This is a genomic window from Aromatoleum petrolei, from assembly GCF_017894385.1.
Taxonomy (GTDB): domain Bacteria; phylum Pseudomonadota; class Gammaproteobacteria; order Burkholderiales; family Rhodocyclaceae; genus Aromatoleum; species Aromatoleum petrolei.
Genome location: NZ_CP059560.1, coordinates 3,895,323 through 3,913,452, shown reverse-complemented (window position 1 = coordinate 3,913,452; position 18,130 = coordinate 3,895,323). Strand labels below are relative to the sequence as shown.

Below are 18,130 nucleotides of genomic sequence, written 5' to 3'. Positions count from 1 at the left end.
GCAAGAGGGCTCACGGGGCGGACTGGGTGGCGAAGGTGATGTGCGGCAGGCCCGCACGCTGCGCCGCCTGCATTACGTCAATGACGCTCTGGTGCGCGGCCTTGGCGTCAGCCGTGATGACCACGACTGGATCCTTGCCTCCGGCGGGAACGGCGCGACCGAGCGCCGCGGCGATCGCATTGATGCTCTTGTCGCCGACCGGCTGGCGATTGACGAGAACGTCTCCGGCGGCATTCACCGCGACCACGATCTCGCTGGGCGTAACTTCGGCGGCCTTGGTGTCGGCCGTGGGGAGGTTGATCTCGAGTCCCGACACCTTGGAGTAGGTCGTCGTGAGGACGAGAAAGATGATCAGGACCAGCAGGACATCGATTAGCGGGATCAGGTTGATGTCCGGTGCTTCGTGTTTGCGTCCGCGCTGGAAGTTCATGCGCTGCATTCCCGCTCAGGGACGACGGTCGCCGTGTACGACCTCGACCAGCTTGATCGCCTGCTGCTCCATGTCGACGACGAAGCCGTCGACGACCGCGCGGTAATGGCGCCAGAAGATGATCGAGGGAATCGCGATCATCAGGCCCAGGCCCGTGGCGTAGAGAGCGGTGGAGATGCCCTGCGCGAGCTGCTGCGGGTTGGTCGTGGCCGCTCCCTGGGCGGCGAAGATGTCGATCATGCCGACGATGGTGCCGAACAGGCCCATCAACGGCGCGATCGACGCGATGGTGCCGAGCGTGTTGAGAAAGCGCTCGAGTTCGTGCGCGACGGCGCGGCCGGTTTCCTCGATCGCCTCCTTCATGACTTCGCGCGTGCTGCCGACATTGCGCAGGCCCGCGGCGAGGACGCGACCGAGCGGCGAATGGGCCGCCACGCGGTTGGCCATCTCGGACGTGGCGCCCTTCTGGCGTAGGTCGGCGAGCACCTTTTCGAGCAGCCCTTCGGGCACGATGCGCGAACGACGCAGGGTGACGCCGCGTTCGATGATGAGGGCGACGGCAACGATGGATACCAGCAGGAGGGGCCAGACGGGCCAGCCCGCGGACTGGATGAGCGCGAACACGCAGGAACTCCGGGAACTCGAAAAAAGAAGAACTCTAACCCCGGGCCGCGAACACGGCAAGGGCGCACCCTTTTGTCATGAACGGGACAAGAATCCACAAAACCTGTGGATAAGTTTGTGGATTCTTCGCGAATTAGTCGCCAAATGGCTGTCGCGACAAGTGTTTTCTTACTGCGATGAAAAATTAAGCAACAATTTTGTTGTTTATAAACAGTGACTTGCAAATACCCCTAAATACCGCGCGGATTCGTACATACACCATTGACAGAACGGCCACCTTGTGGATTCCGCTACAATCCGCCTCATGCAGAACACCGATTCCCTTCACTTCGGCGGCCCGGAAGACGCGAACGGCCCCGGCCGGGCGATCAGCGTCTCGACGCTCAACCGGATTGCCCGCGAAACGCTCGAAGCCCGCTTCCCCTTGCTGTGGGTGAGCGGCGAAATATCCAACCTCACACGGGCGCCGTCGGGCCATCTGTATTTCACCCTGAAGGACGCCCAGGCGCAGGTTCGCTGCACGATGTGGCGCAATCGTGCCCAGCTGCTGCCGTTTCGCCTCGAGAACGGGATGCGTGTGGATGCCCGTTCTCTTGTGACGCTGTACGAGGCGCGCGGCGATTTCCAGCTCAGTGTCGAAGCCTTGCGCCAGACCGGGCAGGGCAACCTGTTCGAGGCCTTCCTGCGCCTCAAGGAAAAACTTGCGGCGGAAGGCCTGTTTGATCCGGCTGCGAAGCGGGAACTGCCGCCTTACCCGCGCCGCATAGGCGTCGTGACTTCGCCTGCGGCCGCGGCATGGAAGGACGTGTTGGCGGCGTTGCAGCGGCGTGCGCCGCACTTGGCGGTGGTCCTCTACCCGTCGCCGGTGCAGGGCGCGGACGCCGGCGCGAAGCTCGCGGAAGCCGTGCGGACGGCGGATGCGCGCGCCGCGGACGACGGCATCGACCTGCTGCTGGTGGTACGCGGCGGCGGCAGCATTGAGGACTTGTGGGCCTTCAACGACGAGGCGCTGGCGCGCGCAATCCGCGCCTGCACGGTGCCGGTCGTGAGCGGCGTCGGCCACGAGACGGACTTCACCATCGCCGATTTCGCGGCCGACGTGCGCGCAGCAACGCCCACGGGGGCAGCCGAGCTGGCGAGCGCGGGCTACCACGCCGCGCGGGCACGCGTGGGCGACTTGGCGCGCTCCCTGTCCACCGGCATGGAACGGCGCCTGCACGGACTGGCACAGCGGCTCGACCGGGCTGCGCTGCGGCTGGTGCATCCACGCGAGCGGCTGGGGCTCGCACGCGAGCGCAGCGAACTGCTCGCCACACGCCTGGGCGCGTCGATGGCGCGCCGCCTGGAACGCATGGAAGGAACACGCCGCGTCCTGGAACTGCGCCTCGTCGCCCGCGAGCCCGACCTGCGCCGGGAGATGGAGCGCTGTGCCCGTGCGGCGCAAAGGCTCAGCGTAGCAGGTGAACGCCTCGTGCAGCGCCGTGCGGAGCGACTCGCCACGCTGGCGACCCACCTGCAGCACCTGGCGCCGCAGGCGGTGCTGGCGCGCGGCTACAGCATCACGCGCGATGCCGAGGGGCGAATCCTGAGGCACGCCGACGAGACGACGGCAGGCGAGGAGATCTCGGTGGAACTCGCAATCGGGCATCTGCGTGCTATCGTGAATAGCACGAAAGCATGAAGCACGCGCTGCAGCGCGTTGCAGGATACTCCCGCGGACAGGCTGCACGGCCCGCCGGATTGCCAGCGGGGCTCAATCCCGACTAGAATAGTCAGGCTTTAACCCCGACAACCCTGAAACGAAACAGGAAGGAGAACAAATGGAACATACCCTGCCCCCCCTGCCCTATGCGAAGGACGCCCTGGCTCCGCACATCTCGGCCGAGACCATGGAGTTCCACTACGGCAAGCACCACCAGGCCTATGTGACCAACCTCAACAACCTGATCAAGGGCACCGAGTACGAGAACCTCGACCTCGAGGCGATCATCAAGAAGGCCCCCGCCGGCGGCGTGTATAACAACTCCGCGCAGGTTTGGAACCACACCTTCTTCTGGAACGGCATGAAGCCGAACGGCGGCGGCGAGCCGACGGGCGCGCTGGCCGAAGCGATCAAGGTTAAGTGGGGCAGCTTCGAGGACTTCAAGAAGGCCTTCACGACCTCGGCCGTGGGCAACTTCGGTTCGGGCTGGACCTGGCTGGTGAAGAAGGCCGACGGCAGCGTCGACATCGTCAACATGGGCGCCGCCGGCACTCCGCTGACGACCGGCGACAAGGCCCTGCTCTGTATCGATGTGTGGGAACACGCCTATTACATCGACTACCGCAACCGTCGCCCGGACTTCGTCGCGACTTTCCTGAACAGCCTCGCCAACTGGGACTTCGCCGCGAAGAACTTCGCCGCCTGACCCGGATCGGCTTGACCGGCCTGCACAGGGCCGGCTGCATGGCCTCCTCCCGTTCAACGGGCGGAGGCCATGTCGTTTGTGACTATACATTTCAGTTTTTCTTCGTTCAGGTAATCAGCGCAAGTCGGTAGATTTTCTCCATCGAATTCAATTCACCGGAGAAAGCCACCATGAAATCCACTCTCTTGCGCCGCAGCCTGATTGCCTTCGCCCTGAGCGCGGGGATCGCAGGCGCCGCATACGGGCAAACAACCCTGCTCAACGTCTCGTACGACCCGACCCGCGAGCTGTACCAGGCGTTCAACCCCGAATTCGCGAAGTACTGGAAGGCGAAAACCGGCCAGGACGTGACGATCAAGCAGTCGCATGGCGGCGCCGGCAAGCAGGCGCGCGCGGTGATAGACGGGCTGGAGGCGGACGTGGTGACCCTGGCGCTGGCCTACGACATCGATGCGATCGCGGCGAAGACGGGCAAGATCCCGGCGGACTGGCAGAAGCGGCTCGCGCACAACAGTTCGCCCTACACCTCGACCATCGTTTTTCTGGTGCGCAAGGGCAACCCGAAGGGCATCAAGGATTGGGGCGATCTCGTAAAACCGGGCGTCGAGGTGATCACCCCGAACCCGAAGACGTCCGGTGGTGCGCGCTGGAACTACCTTGCGGCATGGGGTTACGCGCTTCAGCAGCCGGGCGGCGACGAGTCGAAAGCGAAGGCGTTCGTCACCGACTTGTTCAGGCACGTGCCCGTACTCGATTCGGGCGCACGCGGCGCGACGAATACCTTCGTGCAGCGCGGGATCGGCGATGTACTGTTGGCGTGGGAGAACGAAGCCTTCCTGTCGGTGAACGAACTGGGGCCGGACAAGTTCGAAATCATCGTGCCGTCGGTGACGATCGTCGCCGAACCGCCGGTTACCGTTGTCGATGGCGTCGCCAACAAGCGCGGCACCACCGAGATCGCGAAGGCCTACCTCGAGTACCTGTACTCACCGGCGGGACAGAGGATCGCGGCGCAGCACTATTATCGCCCGGCGAAGCCGGAGCTGGCCGACCCGAAGGACGTGGCGCGCTTCCCGAAGGTGAAGACCTTCACGATCGACGGGCTGTTCGGCGGCTGGGCTAAGACGCAGAAGGCGCACTTCGACGACGGCGGCGTGTTCGACCAGATATTCACCCGTTGAGCCGCGCGTCACGATACCCGGAGAGCCGCGCATGCGACACACGACGCTGATCGTGCCGGGCTTCCACGGCAGCGGACCGGACCACTGGCAGACGTGGCTGGAACGGCGCCTGCCGGACGCGCGGCGCGTGCGCGGCGTTGATTGGGAGGCGCCGGTGCTGGCGCGCTGGGCGGCGGCGGTGCGGCGCGAGATCGACGAGTCGGCGCACTCGGTGTGGCTCGTCGCGCACAGCTTCGGCTGCCTGGCGAGCGTGGTCGCCGCGGCCGACCGGCCCGAACGGGTGGCCGCGGCGCTGCTCGTCGCGCCGGCCGATCCGGCCCGTTTCGGTCCGCTCGGACTGCTGGAGGAGGCGCCGGCGCAAGGCTTAGCTACGGCCCCCTGCTGCACACGGACTGCCGTCCGGCCAGGCATGACTGACGCCCCGACACGCCCCCTTCCCCCTTCGCAGGAATTCGAATAACCAGCCCGCTTTTTATTATTTAACGGGCCCAAGCGGTGCGCATAGACTTGAATCATGAAATGCATAGGGAGCATCACGAAATGAGCGCCAGCCGGGCCTTCCGGGTGCTGCCGGGCTTCCGCTTGACGCTCGGCTACACCCTCGCCTACCTCTCGCTGATCGTGCTGCTGCCGCTCGCGGCGGTGTTCCTCAAGACGGCCAGCCTGAGCGCCGCGGAATTCTGGGCAGTCATCAGCGCGCCGCGCGTCGTCGCAAGCTACAAGCTGTCCTTCGGCGTATCGCTCGCCGCCGCCGCCATCAACGCCGTATTCGGCCTGCTGCTGGCGTGGTCGCTGGTGCGCTACAGCTTTCCCGGCAAGCGCTTCGTCGACGCCTTGGTGGACCTGCCCTTCGCGCTGCCCACCGCGGTCGCCGGCATCGCGCTGACCGCCCTGTATGCCAAGAACGGCTGGATCGGGCAGTACCTCGATCCGCTGGGCATCCAGGTGGCGTTCAAGCCGCTGGGCGTGCTGGTTGCGCTGGTCTTCATCGGCCTGCCCTTCGTCGTGCGCACCGTGCAGCCCGTCCTCGAGGACCTCGACACCGAACTGGAGGAAGCGGCCGCCAGCCTCGGCGCCGGGCGCTGGCAGATCTTCCGTCACGTGATCCTGCCGGTGCTGCTGCCAGCGCTGCTGACGGGCTTTGCGCTGGCCTTCGCCCGTGCGGTGGGCGAATACGGATCGGTCATCTTCATTGCCGGCAATATCCCGATGGTGTCAGAGATCACGCCGCTGATGATCATCACCAAACTCGAACAATACGACTACACGGGCGCGACCGCGATCGCGGTCGTGATGCTGGCGGTGTCGTTCGCGCTGCTGCTCCTGATCAACAGCCTGCAGGCGTGGACGACCCGGAGAACCGGGAGGGACCGCTGATGGCCGGCGCAGCGACACTCGACTGGGCCGGCGCCGCGCACACCGACGCTGCCGACCGTTTCGAATCCCGGGAGGCCACGCGCGAGGAGCCTTGGATCAAATGGACGATCCTCGGCATCTCGCTCGCCTTCTTCGCGGTGTTCCTGCTGCTTCCGCTCGTAGCGGTCTTTGTCGAGGCATCGCGCAAGGGATGGGAAACCTATTGGGGTGCGCTGATACACGAGGATGCGCTGTGGGCGATCAAGCTCACGCTCACCGCGGCGGTGATCTCGGTGCCGCTCAACCTGGTGTTCGGCGTCGCGGCCGCGTGGGCGATCGCGAAATTCGAGTTCCGTGGCAAGCATCTCCTCATCACACTCATCGACCTACCCTTCTCGGTGTCGCCCGTGATCGCCGGCCTGATCTACGTGCTGATTTTCGGTGCACAGGGCTGGCTCGGCCCCTGGCTTGCCGATCATGACATCAAGGTCATCTTCGCGGTACCCGGCATCGTGCTCGCGACGGTGTTCGTGACCTTTCCCTTCGTCGCACGCGAACTCATTCCGCTGATGCAGGCACAGGGCCGCGAGGAGGAGGACGCCGCGATCGTGCTCGGCGCCAACGGCTGGCAGACCTTCTGGCACGTGACGCTGCCGAACATCAAGTGGGGACTGCTGTATGGCGTGATCCTGTGCAATGCCCGCGCGATGGGCGAGTTCGGCGCGGTGTCGGTCGTCTCCGGCCACATCCGCGGCCAGACCAACACGCTGCCGCTGCACGTCGAGATTCTCTACAACGAATACCAGTTCGCCGCCGCGTTTGCGGTGGCGTCGCTGCTGGCCCTGCTCGCGCTCGTGACCCTGGTGATCAAGACCTGGGTCGAGCACCGCGCCGGCGGCGGGAAGCAATCACGAGAAGCCCATCAGGACGCCGCATCATGAGCATTCAGGTCAGAAACATCCGCAAGACGTTCGGCGACTTCGTCGCGCTCGACGACGTCTCGCTCGACTTCCCGACCGGCGAACTGGTCGCCCTGCTGGGGCCGTCCGGCTGTGGCAAGACGACGCTCCTGCGCATCATCGCCGGCCTTGAGCAGGCAGAATCCGGACAGGTACTCCTGGACGGAGGGGACGCCTCGGGCACCCATGTGCGCGACCGCCAGGTCGGCTTCGTGTTCCAGCATTACGCGCTGTTCCGCCACATGAGCGTGTTCGACAACGTCGCCTTCGGCATGCGCATGAAGCCACGCGGGCAACGTCCGTCGGAAGTGCAGATCCGCGACAAGGTGCATGAACTCCTCGACCTCGTGCAGCTCGACTGGCTCGCCGACCGCTTCCCGGCGCAACTGTCGGGCGGCCAGCGCCAGCGCATCGCGCTCGCCCGTGCCCTCGCGGTGGAACCGCGCGTGTTGCTGCTCGACGAACCCTTCGGCGCGCTCGATGCCAAGGTACGCAAGGAACTGCGCCGCTGGCTGCGCAAGCTGCACGACGAGCTGCATATCACCTCGATCTTCGTCACCCACGATCAGGAGGAGGCCCTCGAGGTTGCCGATCGCATCGTGCTGATGGACCGCGGCCATGTGGAGCAGATCGGCACACCCGAAGAGGTCTACCGCCAGCCCGCGACGCCCTTCGTGTATGGGTTTCTCGGCTCGGTGAACTTCTTCCACGGCCGCGTCGAGGACAACGCGCTGCGCGTCGGCGACGACGTCCTGCCGAGCGCACAGCAGGGCTTCGACGCCGGCGCCGAAGTCATCGCCTTCGCCCGCCCGCACGAACTCGACCTCGTGCCCGAGGCGCATGGCGACGCCGGGGTCGCGGCACGCATCACCCGCATCCTCGCCTTCGGCGTCACCGCCCGCATCGAGCTCGACGGGCTGAACGGTGCCAGCGGTCAGCATTTTGAAGTCGAACTGACGCAGCAGCGCGTCGCCGAACAGAATCTCGCCGAAGGCCAGGCCGTGCGCCTGCTACCCTCGCACCTCAAGGTCTTCGAGCGCAACGGCATTACTGGAGCAACTGCATGAATTTCCAGCAGCTACGCATCATCCGCGAGACGGTGCGCCGCAACTTCAATCTCACGGAGGTCGCCAACGCGCTGTTCACGTCGCAGTCCGGCGTTTCCAAGCACATCAAGGACCTCGAGGACGAGCTGGGCGTCGAACTCTTCGTGCGCAAGGGCAAGCGCCTGCTGGGTCTCACTGACCCGGGCCGCGAACTGGTCGTGATGGTCGAGCGCATGCTGCTCGACGCCGGCAACATCAAGCGGCTCGCCGAGCAGTACAGCAATCGCGACGAGGGCCGCCTGACGGTCGTGACGACGCACACGCAGGCGCGCTACGCGCTGCCCAAGGTCGTGACCGGATTCAAGAGGGTTTATCCCAGGGTGCTCCTCAAGCTGCATCAGGGCAGCCCCGAGGAGATCGTGTCGATGGTGCTGGACGGTCAGGCGGACATCGGCATCGCGACCGAGGCGATTGCGGACGTGGCCGAACTGGCGTCCTTCCCTTACTACTCCTGGCATCATTCGGTGATCGTGCCCGCCGGGCATCCACTCGACAGCGCAATGCCGCTGACGCTGGAGGCGATCGCCGAATACCCGCTGATCACCTACCACGAAGGCTTCACCGGACGCTCCATCATCGACCGCGCATTTGCCGCCGCAGGACTTTCCCCCGAGTTCGCGATGTCGGCGATGGACGCTGATGTCATCAAGACCTACGTCGAACTGGGGCTGGGCGTCGGCATCGTCGCGTCGATGGCCTTCCAACCCGGGCGCGAAGGCGAACTCCGCCAGCTAGACAGCAGCCACCTGTTTCCCGCCAACACGACGCGCATCGCAGTACGGCGCGGACACTACCTGCGCGGTTTCGCCTACCGCTTCATCGAGATGTGCTCACCGACGCTCACCGAGATGACGGTTCGCAACAGCATCACCCCCGCAGGCAACGGTCGCGCCGATGAATGAGGCAGCGCACCGCGCACCGGCGCCTGCTATTCTCCGATTTCCGGACCAAGGAGCCTCCATATGTCGAACTGGTATACCGATAACGCCGAATCCATCGGCAAGACGCCGCTGATCAAACTGAATCGCATCACCGACGGCGCACCCGCGACCGTGCTGGGCAAGATCGAGGGGCGCAACCCCGCCTATTCCGTGAAATGCCGCATCGGCGCGGCAATGATCTGGGACGCCGAGAAGCGCGGCCTGCTCGGCCCGGGGAAGGAAATCGTCGAGCCCACCAGCGGCAACACCGGCATCGCGCTGGCCTTCGTCGCCGCTGCGCGCGGCATCCCCATCACGTTGACGATGCCCGATACGATGAGCGTCGAGCGGCGCAAGCTGCTGGTTGCCTATGGCGCCAAGCTCGTCCTGACCGAAGGCGCCAAGGGGATGAACGGTGCGATCGCGAAGGCTGAGGAGATCGCGGCGTCCGACCCGAATCGATACGTGCTGCTGCAGCAGTTCAAGAACCCGGCTAACCCTGCGATCCACGAAGCAACGACCGGCCCCGAGATCTGGGACGACACCGACGGCAAGATCGACATCCTCGTGTCGGGGGTCGGCACCGGCGGCACCATCACCGGCGTCTCGCGTTATATCAAGCAGACCAAGGGCAAGGCGATCGTGTCGGTTGCCGTCGAACCCGCCGCGAGCCCGGTGCTCACGCAGACGCGCGCAGGCGAGCCGCTGAAGCCTTCGCCGCACAAGATCCAGGGCCTCGGCGCGGGCTTCGTGCCCGACGTGCTGGATCTCTCGCTGATCGACGCGGTCGAGACGGTAACGAACGAGGACGCGATCCTCTACGCCCGCCGCCTCGCGCGCGAGGAAGGCATCCTTTCGGGGATCTCGTGTGGCGCAGCGGCAGCCGTCGCGGCACGGCTCGCGCAGCGGCCGGAGAACGCGGGCAAGACCATCGTCGCCATCCTGCCGGATTCGGGCGAGCGCTACCTCAGCTCCATCCTGTTCGAAGGCATGTTCGACGCGACCGGCGCGGCACTTTGAGCGGCGCCCTCGCGGACACGACCGCAGGGGCGACAGCCCCCGCGGCTCTGCCAACCGAGACCCTGCCCATCCTGTATCGCGACGACTTCCTCGTCGCGGTACACAAGCCCTCCGGGCTGCTGGTCCATCGCTCCGTGCTCGATTTCCATGAAGAACGTTTCGCGGTTCAGATCCTGCGCGACCAGATCGGCCGCCGCGTGCACCCCGTGCATCGCCTCGACAAAGGAACCTCGGGCGTACTCCTGTTCGCGCTCGATCGCGAAACCGCCGCTCTGGCGTCCGGTGCCTTCGAGCGTCAGGAAGTGCGCAAGACCTATCTCGCCGTCGTGCGTGGTCATCCGGTCGGCGAGGGCCTCATCGACCACCCCCTGACGCGGCGCTTCGATGATGCTGAGCGCCGCCCCGACAGTGAGGACGCCCCGGCGCAAGGCGCCGTGACGCGCTTTCATCGCCTTGCGACCACCGAACTGCCCTATCAGGTCGACCGTTACCCGACCAGTCGTTACGCGCTGGTCGAACTCAGCCCCGAAACCGGCCGCCGCCACCAGATCCGCCGCCACCTGAAACACATCTCCCACCCCATCATCGGCGACGCGACCTTCGGGAAGGGGCGGCACAACCGGCTGTTCGCCCAACTCTTCGGCGTCTCGCGGCTACTGCTCGCCTGCACGCGCATGCAACTCACGCACCCGCGCAGCGGGACAGCGCTCGATCTATCGGCCCCGCTCGCGCACGATTTCGCCCACGTAGTCGATGCGCTCGGCTGGGACGACGCCGTGAAAAGCTCCATGCGGGCGACGGACGCGACCAGCAACACTCGCAGATAAGCGGAGTCTTCTTGCCGTCACGGATTCGGTGCACAATGAATCTTCACGACAATGAACACGACATCGGCTCCAACCATGAATCCCCTGCTCCAGGTCCGCGCACAGGGCCAGCAAGTCTGGCTCGACAACCTCTCCCGCACCCTGCTCAACGAAGGCCAGCTCGCGCAGATGATCGCCGATGATGGCGTCGACGGCGTCACGACCAACCCCGCGATCTTCCACAAGGCCATCGCCGGGGGGCGGTATTACGAGGACGACCTCGCTGCGCTCAAGCAGCAGCCCCTCGGTGCCGAAGCGCGCTATGAAGGCTTGGTGATCCCGGACGTGCAGCGTGCCTGCGATATGCTGCGGCCAAGCTGGGAGCGCAGCGGCGGCAACGCCGGCTACGTGAGCCTGGAAGTGTCGCCAGCCCTAGCCCACGACGCGGCCGGGACGCTTGCCGCCGGCCTGCGTCTGAACCAAGCCGTCGCGCGCGACAACCTGCTGATCAAGGTGCCTGCAACCGCTGCAGGGCTGGACGCGATCGAACTGCTGATCGGTCGCGGCGTGAGCGTCAACGTCACGCTGATGTTCTCGCTCGCCCACGTCGATACGGTCGCGGACGCGTATGTCCAGGGCCTGCAGCGCCTGCGCCAGGCCGGCGGGGACGTGAGCAAGGTGATGTCGGTCGCGAGCCTGTTCCTGTCCCGCGTCGACACCCTCATCGACAAGCAGCTCGACGAACTCGGCGGCGACGCGCTCGCCCTGCGCGGCAAGACGGCGGTGGCGATGGCAAAGCTCGCCTACCAGCGCTATCAGGAACGCTTCCACGGCGCGGCCTTCGCCGAACTGCGCGCGGCGGGCGCACGTCCGCAGTACATGTTGTGGGCGAGCACTGGCACGAAGAACCCCGCCTACAGCGACCTGCTCTACGTCGAGCCGCTGATCGGGCCGGAAACCGTGAATACGCTGCCCGACGCCACGCTCGGGGCGCTGCGCGACCACGGCAAGGTGGCTGCGACCCTTGCGCAGGATGTCGGCACCGCGCGCTCGGCCTTCGACGCACTGAACGACTTGGGCATAGACATGACCGCAGCGGGCGAAGGCCTGCAGCGCGAAGGGCTGGCGCAATTCGAAGACGCGTTCGCGCAACTGCTACAGCTCACCGCCTGACGCCGCACAGCCGGCACACAACACAAAGCCCGACGGAGTTCATCCCCCGTCGGGCTTTTCGTCTTCAGCGTCGTCCGGCGCTCAGGCGGTAGCGACCTGCTTCGCCATCATCGACATGCGGGTGAGCCAGCGCTGGTCCCCGGCGCTGCCGAGCAGCTCCTTCATGTCCAGGATCAGCACGATCTGGCCGTTCGACAGGGTCGTCACCCCGGCGACGCCCTTCGGGCGGAAGTCGTCGAGCGACTTGATCACTGCGTCCTCGCGCCCCGCAAAGCTGTCGATGCCGAGGATGAAGGACATCTCCGCCGTCTGCATCAGCACGCCGTAGCACGGCGCACGCTCCAGCGGCCAGCCGAGCAGCCCCGCCAACGGCATGATCGGCAGCACTTCGCCGCGCACGACCATGGTGGCGCGTCCGCCGACTTCCTGAACCTCCTTCGCCTCGATCGGCAGGATCTCGCGCACCATCGACAGCGGCACCGCAAAGGGCTGCTCGCCCAGACGCACCAGCAGCACGGGCAGAATCGCCAGGGTCAACGGGAGACTGATCACGAAGGTCGTGCCCTTGCCGAGCTGCGACTGGATCTCGATGCTGCCGTTGAGCTTCTGGATGTTGGTGCGCACGACGTCCATGCCGACGCCGCGCCCCGACACGTCCGACACCTGTGCGGCCATCGAGAAGCCGGGAAGGAAAACCAGGTTGAAGCTCTGCCGCTCGTCCATCGCATTGGACTCTTCGTCGGTGATGAGCCCCTTCTCCACCGCCTTCGCGCGCAGCCGCTCCGCGTTCATGCCGCGCCCGTCGTCGGCCACGAGGATCACGATGTGATCGCCTTCCTGGCGCGCCTCGAGGCGGACGATGGATTTCTCCGGCTTGCCGTTCGCGATCCGCTCCGCCGCATCCTCGACACCGTGGTCGACCGCATTGCGGATCAGGTGGATGATCGGGTCGGCGAGATCCTCGATCATCGTCTTGTCGATCTCCGTCTCCTCGCCCGCGAGCACGAGTTCGACGTCCTTTCCCATGTTGCGCGCGAGATCGCGCGCGATGCGCGGGTACTTCTGGAACAGGCGCCCGATCGGCTGCATGCGCGTCTTCATGACCGCGTTTTGCAGGTCGGATACGAGAAGATCGAGCTGGCTGACTGCAATGTCGAGCGAGTGCAGCGTCTCGGTATCGTTGCGACCCGAGAGGATGTCACTGCGCAAGGCGTTAAGCCGGTTCTTCGTCAGGCCGATCTCGCCCGACAGGTTGAGCACCTGGTCGAGGCGCGTCGTATCGACCCGGATCGAGTTGTCGCGCTGCTTCTCGCCCTCGCGGCGACCGGTGCTGACCGGCGAACCGGGCTTGTCACTCGCGCGGCGCCCCACCGCCGCCTTGATGATCTCCTCGGGGGGGCGCGCCGGCGCGGAAGGGACGACAGGCGCCGGCGCCGCTTCGCGTACTGGCTGTATCACGCGCGCCACACCGGTGACGACGCCATGCAGCAGCTCCCAGTCGGGTGCGCCGGCCGCAGCCGTCTGGCTGACCGCTGCAGCCGGCGCCGGCTTGGCCGACGCGGCAGGGGCAGCGCCGAGTTCGCCCGCGATCGCCTGCCTGAGGCGCGCGATCAGATCCGGTTCGGCTGCAGAAGGCTGCATACCCTGCTCGAGGCTCGCAAACATGTCGCGCACCGTGGCCGTCGCGGCGAGGATCACATCCATGATCTCCGGCGTCACGGCGAGTTCACCGTTGCGGAGGTTGTCGAACAGATTTTCAGTCAGATGGCACAGCGTGACCAGTTCCGTCGCGTTGAGGAAGCCCGCGCCACCCTTGATCGTGTGGAAGCCACGGAAGATCTCGTTGAGCAGGCCGCGGTCGTCGGGCGAGCGCTCCAGATCCACGAGCTTGTTGTCGACACCGGAGAGCAGGTCTCCCGCCTCGATCAGGAAATCCTGAAGAAGGTCTTCCATTCCGGCGAAGTCACTCATCGCATTCTCGCTATCTTTGTTGCGGGCCGGCGGCCCCTTGCATTCACCGGCCCAGTCATCCGGATTGGCCGGCCCGGCATCGCCGGGACGGCCAATCAGAAGCCCAGGCTGTCCAACAGGTCGTCCACCTGTTCCTGCGTCGTGACCACGTCGTCGCGCCCTTCCGCGCTGACGACCGGGCCGTTCATCAGCCCGCTGTGCTTGTCGCCGCGCTTGCCCGCCGGAGTCACCTCGAGCAGCACCTGCAGCAGTTCGGTCTCCAGCTTCTGCGCCAGCTCGACGACTTTCTTGATCACTTGGCCGGTCAGGTCCTGGAAATCCTGCGCCATCATGATTTCCATCAGCTGCGCGTTGGTCGCGCGGCTGCCGTCAACCACTTCGCCGAGGAAGCTGCGCGTTTCGGCCGACAGCGCCTTGAACTCATCGACCGACAGCTGGTTCGCGAACAGCCTGTCCCAACGCGAGTGCAGGTCGCTTGCGCCCGACTGGATGCGATTCTGGATTGGTTGGGCGATGTCGGTCGCATTGAGCACACGGCTCGCCGCCTGCTCGGTCATCTGCGCGATGTAGGTCAGCCGCTGGCGCGCATCGGGGATCGCCTGCACCGCATCCTGCAGACCGTCGTCGGTGCCCAGTTCGCGCAGGGTGTCGTGAACTTGTCTCGTCATCTGTCCGATTCGCGTGAACACCGCGTCGCAACTGTGCTCAGGTTGAGCGGCCGGGGCGACTGATGCGGCGGGCTCTGTGGCCACGAAGCCGGCCTCGAAATCCGCGGCGACGGAATCGAACAAAGCCTGCAGTTCGGCGTCATCACCGCCGGAATCGCCCGACGCAGCAGGGGCGGGCGCGGGCGCAGGCCGCGCCGCCGGCGCTGGCTGCGCCTGGGTGTTCGCGATGCTGTCGAACAAGGCCTGGAGTTCGTCCGAATCCCCGACCTCGTCCTGTTTCAGCTTCTTCGCCATTATCGGCCTCCCTGATCGTTTCTTTTCCCGCCGGTCAGGCGGTGGCCTTTTTGCCCATTTTTTCGAAGATTTTTTCCAGCTTTTCGGACATCGTCGCCGCGGTGAAGGGCTTGACGATGTAGCCGCTGGCCCCGGCCTGCGCCGCAGCGATGATGTTTTCCTTCTTCGCTTCGGCCGTGACCATCAGCACCGGCAGGTGCCGCAGATGGGGTGTCTGGCGGATGGTCTGCAGCAGCGTCAGCCCGTCCATGTTGGGCATGTTCCAGTCGGTGACGACGAAGTCGAACGGCGCGCTGTTGAGCTTCTGCAACGCGACCGCACCGTCCTCCGCCTCGTCGACGTTGGTGAAACCCAGCTCCTTGAGCAGGTTGCGCACGATGCGGCGCATGGTCGAGAAATCATCGACGACGAGGAATTTCATCTTGGGGTCGGACATTCTTGTATCTCCGTAATCTTGCGCACGACCCGGGTCAGCCTTGATGCCCCCGGGTCAGCAGCGGACGCAGAGTATCTGCGAGCGCATCGGCGTCGAATTTTGCCACGTAGGCGTCCACACCAACCCGCTTTCCCATCGCCCGGTTCGCTTCCGACGACAGCGACGAGTGCATCACCACGGGGATGCCGTCGAAGCGGCTGTCGGCCTTGATGTTGCGCGTCAACACGTACCCGTCCATCTCAGGCATTTCGGCATCGACGAGGATCAGATCGAGCTCGTCGCTTACCCGGTGGCCGATCTGCTGCGCGTGGCTGGCCATGCCCTGCAGGCGAGTCCACGCTTCGAGTCCGTTCACCGCGTGTTTGTGCCGGACCCCCAGCTTGTCGAGCACTTCGGCGATCTTGCGGCGCGCGACACCCGAGTCGTCGACGTAGAAGACCTCGTAGTCCTCACCGTCCGGGATCGGCGAGATGTTGCCGACCACCGCATCGCCGAAGGTCGTCGCCAGAACGGTTTCGACGTCGACGATGGACACCAGCTTGCCGTCAGGCAATTCGGTGATCGCGGTAATGTAGTTGTGCACGTTGCTCGAGACATTGTCCGGAGCGCGCACCTTGTCCCAGTCGACGCGGATGATGCGGTCGACACCCGCGACGAGGAATCCGAGGGTGCGCTTACTGTACTCGGTGACCATCATCGAACCGCCGAGCGGCTCGCCCGGCCGCGCGAGGCCCAGGATCTTGGCCAGCGACAACACGGGGATCACGTTGCCGCGCAGCGAAATCAGCCCCTCCACACCCGCCGGCATATTGGGTGCGCGCGTGATGAAGGGCGTTGCCGACACCTCGCGCACCTTGAACACGTTGATTCCGAAGGTTTCCGTGGTTCCGAGCGAGAACAGCAGAATCTCCATGCGGTTCGAGCCGGCAAGGCTCGTACGGCCATCGACGACGTTCAGTACGCCGTTTTCTTCGGTCTGGTAGCTGGACATGGCGAAAGATTCCTCAGGAAGCGCGGCCTTGCTGCTCGGCACAATTGAGCAGGCGGCGCAGCGTCTCGGCAAGACGCTGAGGTTCGAACTTCGGGACGTATTCATCGACGCCGACCGACCTACCGAGCTGCTGGTTCGACATGCCGGACAGCGAAGAATGCATGATCACCGGAATTCCCGCGAAACGCGGGTCGGACTTGATCGACTTGGTCAGGATGTAGCCGTCCATCTCCGGCATCTCCACGTCGGTAAGCACCAGGCTCACCACGTCGCTGACCTTGCGCCCGGTAGATTCGGCAAAGCGTGCCGCCTTCTGCAGCTCTTCCCACGCCATGCGGCCGTTGATCGCCCCCACATAGGGCACACCCAGGACATCGAGCGTGCGTTCGATCTGACGGCGCGCGACCGAGGAGTCGTCGGCGAAGTACACCGTATGCGTGCTTCCTTCAATCGGCTCGATGCCCTTGAAAAGGTACTGGTCATCCTGATTGGTCGTTTCCGCCAGGACTTTCTCGACGTCCAGCATCATTACCAGCTTGTTGTCCTTGAGCTCGGTGACCGCCGTGACGAGCCCGCCCATGTTGGCCGTGAGCATGTCCGGCGGCACGCGCATCTGCGCCCAGTCGAGGCGCAGGATGGTGTCGACCGCCTCGACCAGGAAACCCTGCGTATGGCCGTTGTATTCGGTGACGATCATGATGTCGCGCCGGGCATCGGCGCCGACGCCGACGTAGCGACCGAGATCGACGACGGGCACGAGCACGCCGCGCAGGCTGACCATGCCCTCGACCGAGGACGGCATCTCCGGTGCAGCGGTGATGGTCGGCGTACGCATCACTTCGCGCACCTTGAACACGTTGATGCCGAAGGTTTCGCGACGTCCCGTGCGCTGATCGACGCCGAGCGTAAACAGCAGTATCTCCAGCTTGTTCGTGCCGGCCAGGCGCGTGCGTGCCTCGATATTCTTGAACAGTTCGGACATTTCACTCTCCGCGTTACGCGGCAATATGATCGGAGCGGCATCCCTGCGCCGTGATTACAATCAAGATAACGTCAGTGACCTGAAATACTTGAGGCGGGGCAACAGAGATTTTCTGCTGCTTTCCCGCCAGCCGCCCATTCTCGCACTCTGGTCGCCGTCCCGGTGGCTCGTGTCGGCCCGGCCTCAACGCAGAGTCCCGCCTAAGCATCCCGCACACCGCCGAGCATCGTCTGCCGCAATGCATGGTGCGCGATTTCGTCGAGCGAAACGACCTCGCTCGCAGCTCCGATCATCGCTGCCTCGCGTGGCATCCCATATACGACGCAGGAGCCGGCATCCTGAGCGATGGTCCACGCCCCCGCGCGCCGCATCTCGAGCAGCCCCTGCGCACCGTCCTTGCCCATGCCCGTGAGAAGGATCCCCACAGCCGCCGCCCCCACCTGCACAGCCGCCGAGGCGAACAGCGCATCGACCGAAGGTCGGTGCCGATTCACCGGATCGGCACGCGACAGTTCGCACTGCAGTCCCCCCGTCGGTCCGCGCCGAACAAGGAGGTGCGAATGTCCCGGTGCGATGTAGGCCGTGCCCGGCAGCACCGCCTCGCCATGCTCGGCCTCCTTGACTCTCACCGCGCACAACCCGTCCAGGCGTCGCGCGAAGGCGCCGGTGAACATTTCGGGCATGTGTTGCACGATCAGGATCGGCGGCGAATTCTGCGGTAAGCCGAGCAGGACCTGCTTGATCGCCTCGGTACCGCCGGTCGATGCCCCGATGAAAATGATACGGCCGGAGGGCACGTGGCCCC

20 protein-coding genes are annotated in these 18,130 nt (G+C 65.2%); 12 read left to right on the top strand and 8 right to left on the bottom strand.

The genetic code is table 11. From position 1 onward, the window contains the following. Positions 1–10: 10 nt before the first annotated feature. Both ToN1_RS17785 and ToN1_RS17780 read right to left on the bottom strand, forming a co-directional pair. Positions 11–430: an ExbD/TolR family protein gene (locus tag ToN1_RS17785; RefSeq protein WP_169206285.1), complete on the bottom strand. Its 420-nt coding sequence runs from the start codon at positions 428–430 to the stop codon at positions 11–13. 15 nt (positions 431–445) lie between these two features. Continuing rightward, entirely contained in the window at positions 446–1,054 is a 609-nt protein-coding gene (locus tag ToN1_RS17780) for a MotA/TolQ/ExbB proton channel family protein (RefSeq protein ID WP_169206284.1), read from the bottom strand. Between ToN1_RS17780 and ToN1_RS17775 the strand changes: the two genes are divergently transcribed. The 12 genes from ToN1_RS17775 (at position 1,041) to tal (ending at position 11,983) form a co-directional block, all read left to right on the top strand. Beyond that, positions 1,041–1,271: a hypothetical protein gene (locus ToN1_RS17775; protein ID WP_169206283.1), complete on the top strand. Its 231-nt coding sequence runs from the start codon at positions 1,041–1,043 to the stop codon at positions 1,269–1,271. The genes ToN1_RS17780 and ToN1_RS17775 overlap by 14 nt on opposite strands. Before the next feature lie 87 nt (positions 1,272–1,358). Then, a complete protein-coding gene (gene xseA, locus ToN1_RS17770) occupies positions 1,359–2,735 on the top strand; it encodes an exodeoxyribonuclease VII large subunit (protein ID WP_210147854.1) in 1,377 nt (458 codons plus the stop codon). Between the two features lie 139 nt (positions 2,736–2,874). Continuing rightward, positions 2,875–3,462 carry a superoxide dismutase gene (locus tag ToN1_RS17765; RefSeq protein ID WP_169206282.1) on the top strand — a complete coding sequence of 196 codons (588 nt, stop codon included), beginning with the start codon at positions 2,875–2,877 and terminating at the stop codon, positions 3,460–3,462. A 170-nt stretch (positions 3,463–3,632) separates the two neighbouring features. Continuing rightward, the gene (locus tag ToN1_RS17760) at positions 3,633–4,643 is read left to right on the top strand and encodes a sulfate ABC transporter substrate-binding protein (protein WP_169206281.1); all 1,011 of its coding nucleotides are present in this window, start codon (positions 3,633–3,635) and stop codon (positions 4,641–4,643) included. Positions 4,644–4,674: 31 nt separating this feature from the next. Next, entirely contained in the window at positions 4,675–5,103 is a 429-nt protein-coding gene (locus ToN1_RS17755) for an RBBP9/YdeN family alpha/beta hydrolase (protein WP_244860819.1), read from the top strand. Between the two features lie 80 nt (positions 5,104–5,183). After that, positions 5,184–6,020 (top strand): sulfate ABC transporter permease subunit CysT, encoded by an 837-nt coding sequence (cysT, locus tag ToN1_RS17750; protein ID WP_169206280.1) that lies wholly within the window; start codon positions 5,184–5,186, stop codon positions 6,018–6,020. Then, the gene (gene cysW, locus ToN1_RS17745; RefSeq protein WP_169206279.1) at positions 6,020–6,940 is read left to right on the top strand and encodes a sulfate ABC transporter permease subunit CysW; all 921 of its coding nucleotides are present in this window, start codon (positions 6,020–6,022) and stop codon (positions 6,938–6,940) included. The genes cysT and cysW overlap by 1 nt, the downstream gene beginning before the upstream one ends. After that, on the top strand, positions 6,937–8,025 hold the full coding sequence (locus tag ToN1_RS17740; protein ID WP_169206278.1) for a sulfate/molybdate ABC transporter ATP-binding protein: 1,089 nt from the start codon (positions 6,937–6,939) through the stop codon (positions 8,023–8,025). Before cysW ends, ToN1_RS17740 begins: the two co-directional genes overlap by 4 nt. Then, positions 8,022–8,966, top strand: coding sequence for a CysB family HTH-type transcriptional regulator (locus tag ToN1_RS17735; protein ID WP_169206277.1), 945 nt, complete (start codon positions 8,022–8,024; stop codon positions 8,964–8,966). Before ToN1_RS17740 ends, ToN1_RS17735 begins: the two co-directional genes overlap by 4 nt. 60 nt (positions 8,967–9,026) lie before the next feature. Then, positions 9,027–10,004: a cysteine synthase A gene (gene cysK, locus ToN1_RS17730; RefSeq protein ID WP_169206276.1), complete on the top strand. Its 978-nt coding sequence runs from the start codon at positions 9,027–9,029 to the stop codon at positions 10,002–10,004. Further along, the gene (locus tag ToN1_RS24835) at positions 10,001–10,831 is read left to right on the top strand and encodes a pseudouridine synthase (protein WP_425305821.1); all 831 of its coding nucleotides are present in this window, start codon (positions 10,001–10,003) and stop codon (positions 10,829–10,831) included. The genes cysK and ToN1_RS24835 overlap by 4 nt, the downstream gene beginning before the upstream one ends. Before the next feature lie 75 nt (positions 10,832–10,906). Beyond that, positions 10,907–11,983, top strand: coding sequence for a transaldolase (tal, locus tag ToN1_RS24830; RefSeq protein WP_244860818.1), 1,077 nt, complete (start codon positions 10,907–10,909; stop codon positions 11,981–11,983). 81 nt (positions 11,984–12,064) lie between these two features. Here the strand turns inward: tal and ToN1_RS17720 are convergent, their stop codons facing one another. From ToN1_RS17720 to ToN1_RS17695, 6 genes are all read right to left on the bottom strand, one after another. Continuing rightward, entirely contained in the window at positions 12,065–13,954 is a 1,890-nt protein-coding gene (locus tag ToN1_RS17720; protein ID WP_210147853.1) for a chemotaxis protein CheA, read from the bottom strand. 95 nt (positions 13,955–14,049) lie between these two features. Beyond that, complete coding sequence (cheZ, locus tag ToN1_RS17715) at positions 14,050–14,916, bottom strand: protein phosphatase CheZ (protein WP_169206275.1); 867 nt, start codon at positions 14,914–14,916, stop codon at positions 14,050–14,052. Between the two features lie 34 nt (positions 14,917–14,950). Next, positions 14,951–15,352, bottom strand: a complete 402-nt coding sequence (gene cheY / locus ToN1_RS17710) for a chemotaxis response regulator CheY (protein WP_018991156.1) — start codon at positions 15,350–15,352, stop codon at positions 14,951–14,953. A gap of 34 nt (positions 15,353–15,386) precedes the next feature. Then, entirely contained in the window at positions 15,387–16,343 is a 957-nt protein-coding gene (locus ToN1_RS17705) for a chemotaxis protein (RefSeq protein ID WP_169206274.1), read from the bottom strand. Between the two features lie 13 nt (positions 16,344–16,356). Next, entirely contained in the window at positions 16,357–17,325 is a 969-nt protein-coding gene (locus ToN1_RS17700; protein ID WP_169206273.1) for a chemotaxis protein, read from the bottom strand. A gap of 200 nt (positions 17,326–17,525) precedes the next feature. After that, entirely contained in the window at positions 17,526–18,122 is a 597-nt protein-coding gene (locus ToN1_RS17695) for a chemotaxis protein CheB (RefSeq protein WP_169206272.1), read from the bottom strand. Positions 18,123–18,130 lie beyond the last annotated feature (8 nt).

What these genes read in the sequence shown, in the direction of transcription:
- cysT (WP_169206280.1), top strand. Translation starts at nt 5,184, where the DNA reads ATGAGCGCCAGCCGGGCCTTCCGGGTGCTGCCGGGCTTCCGCTTGACG.
- xseA (WP_210147854.1), top strand. Translation starts at nt 1,359, where the DNA reads ATGCAGAACACCGATTCCCTTCACTTCGGCGGCCCGGAAGACGCGAAC.
- ToN1_RS17775 (WP_169206283.1), top strand. Translation starts at nt 1,041, where the DNA reads ATGAGCGCGAACACGCAGGAACTCCGGGAACTCGAAAAAAGAAGAACT.
- cheZ (WP_169206275.1), bottom strand. Translation starts at nt 14,916, where the DNA reads ATGGCGAAGAAGCTGAAACAGGACGAGGTCGGGGATTCGGACGAACTC.
- ToN1_RS17740 (WP_169206278.1), top strand. Translation starts at nt 6,937, where the DNA reads ATGAGCATTCAGGTCAGAAACATCCGCAAGACGTTCGGCGACTTCGTC.
- cysW (WP_169206279.1), top strand. Translation starts at nt 6,020, where the DNA reads ATGGCCGGCGCAGCGACACTCGACTGGGCCGGCGCCGCGCACACCGAC.
- cysK (WP_169206276.1), top strand. Translation starts at nt 9,027, where the DNA reads ATGTCGAACTGGTATACCGATAACGCCGAATCCATCGGCAAGACGCCG.
- ToN1_RS17735 (WP_169206277.1), top strand. Translation starts at nt 8,022, where the DNA reads ATGAATTTCCAGCAGCTACGCATCATCCGCGAGACGGTGCGCCGCAAC.
- ToN1_RS17785 (WP_169206285.1), bottom strand. Translation starts at nt 430, where the DNA reads ATGAACTTCCAGCGCGGACGCAAACACGAAGCACCGGACATCAACCTG.
- ToN1_RS17760 (WP_169206281.1), top strand. Translation starts at nt 3,633, where the DNA reads ATGAAATCCACTCTCTTGCGCCGCAGCCTGATTGCCTTCGCCCTGAGC.
- ToN1_RS17705 (WP_169206274.1), bottom strand. Translation starts at nt 16,343, where the DNA reads ATGTCCAGCTACCAGACCGAAGAAAACGGCGTACTGAACGTCGTCGAT.
- ToN1_RS17720 (WP_210147853.1), bottom strand. Translation starts at nt 13,954, where the DNA reads ATGAGTGACTTCGCCGGAATGGAAGACCTTCTTCAGGATTTCCTGATC.
- ToN1_RS17700 (WP_169206273.1), bottom strand. Translation starts at nt 17,325, where the DNA reads ATGTCCGAACTGTTCAAGAATATCGAGGCACGCACGCGCCTGGCCGGC.
- ToN1_RS17765 (WP_169206282.1), top strand. Translation starts at nt 2,875, where the DNA reads ATGGAACATACCCTGCCCCCCCTGCCCTATGCGAAGGACGCCCTGGCT.
- cheY (WP_018991156.1), bottom strand. Translation starts at nt 15,352, where the DNA reads ATGTCCGACCCCAAGATGAAATTCCTCGTCGTCGATGATTTCTCGACC.
- tal (WP_244860818.1), top strand. Translation starts at nt 10,907, where the DNA reads ATGAATCCCCTGCTCCAGGTCCGCGCACAGGGCCAGCAAGTCTGGCTC.
- ToN1_RS17755 (WP_244860819.1), top strand. Translation starts at nt 4,675, where the DNA reads ATGCGACACACGACGCTGATCGTGCCGGGCTTCCACGGCAGCGGACCG.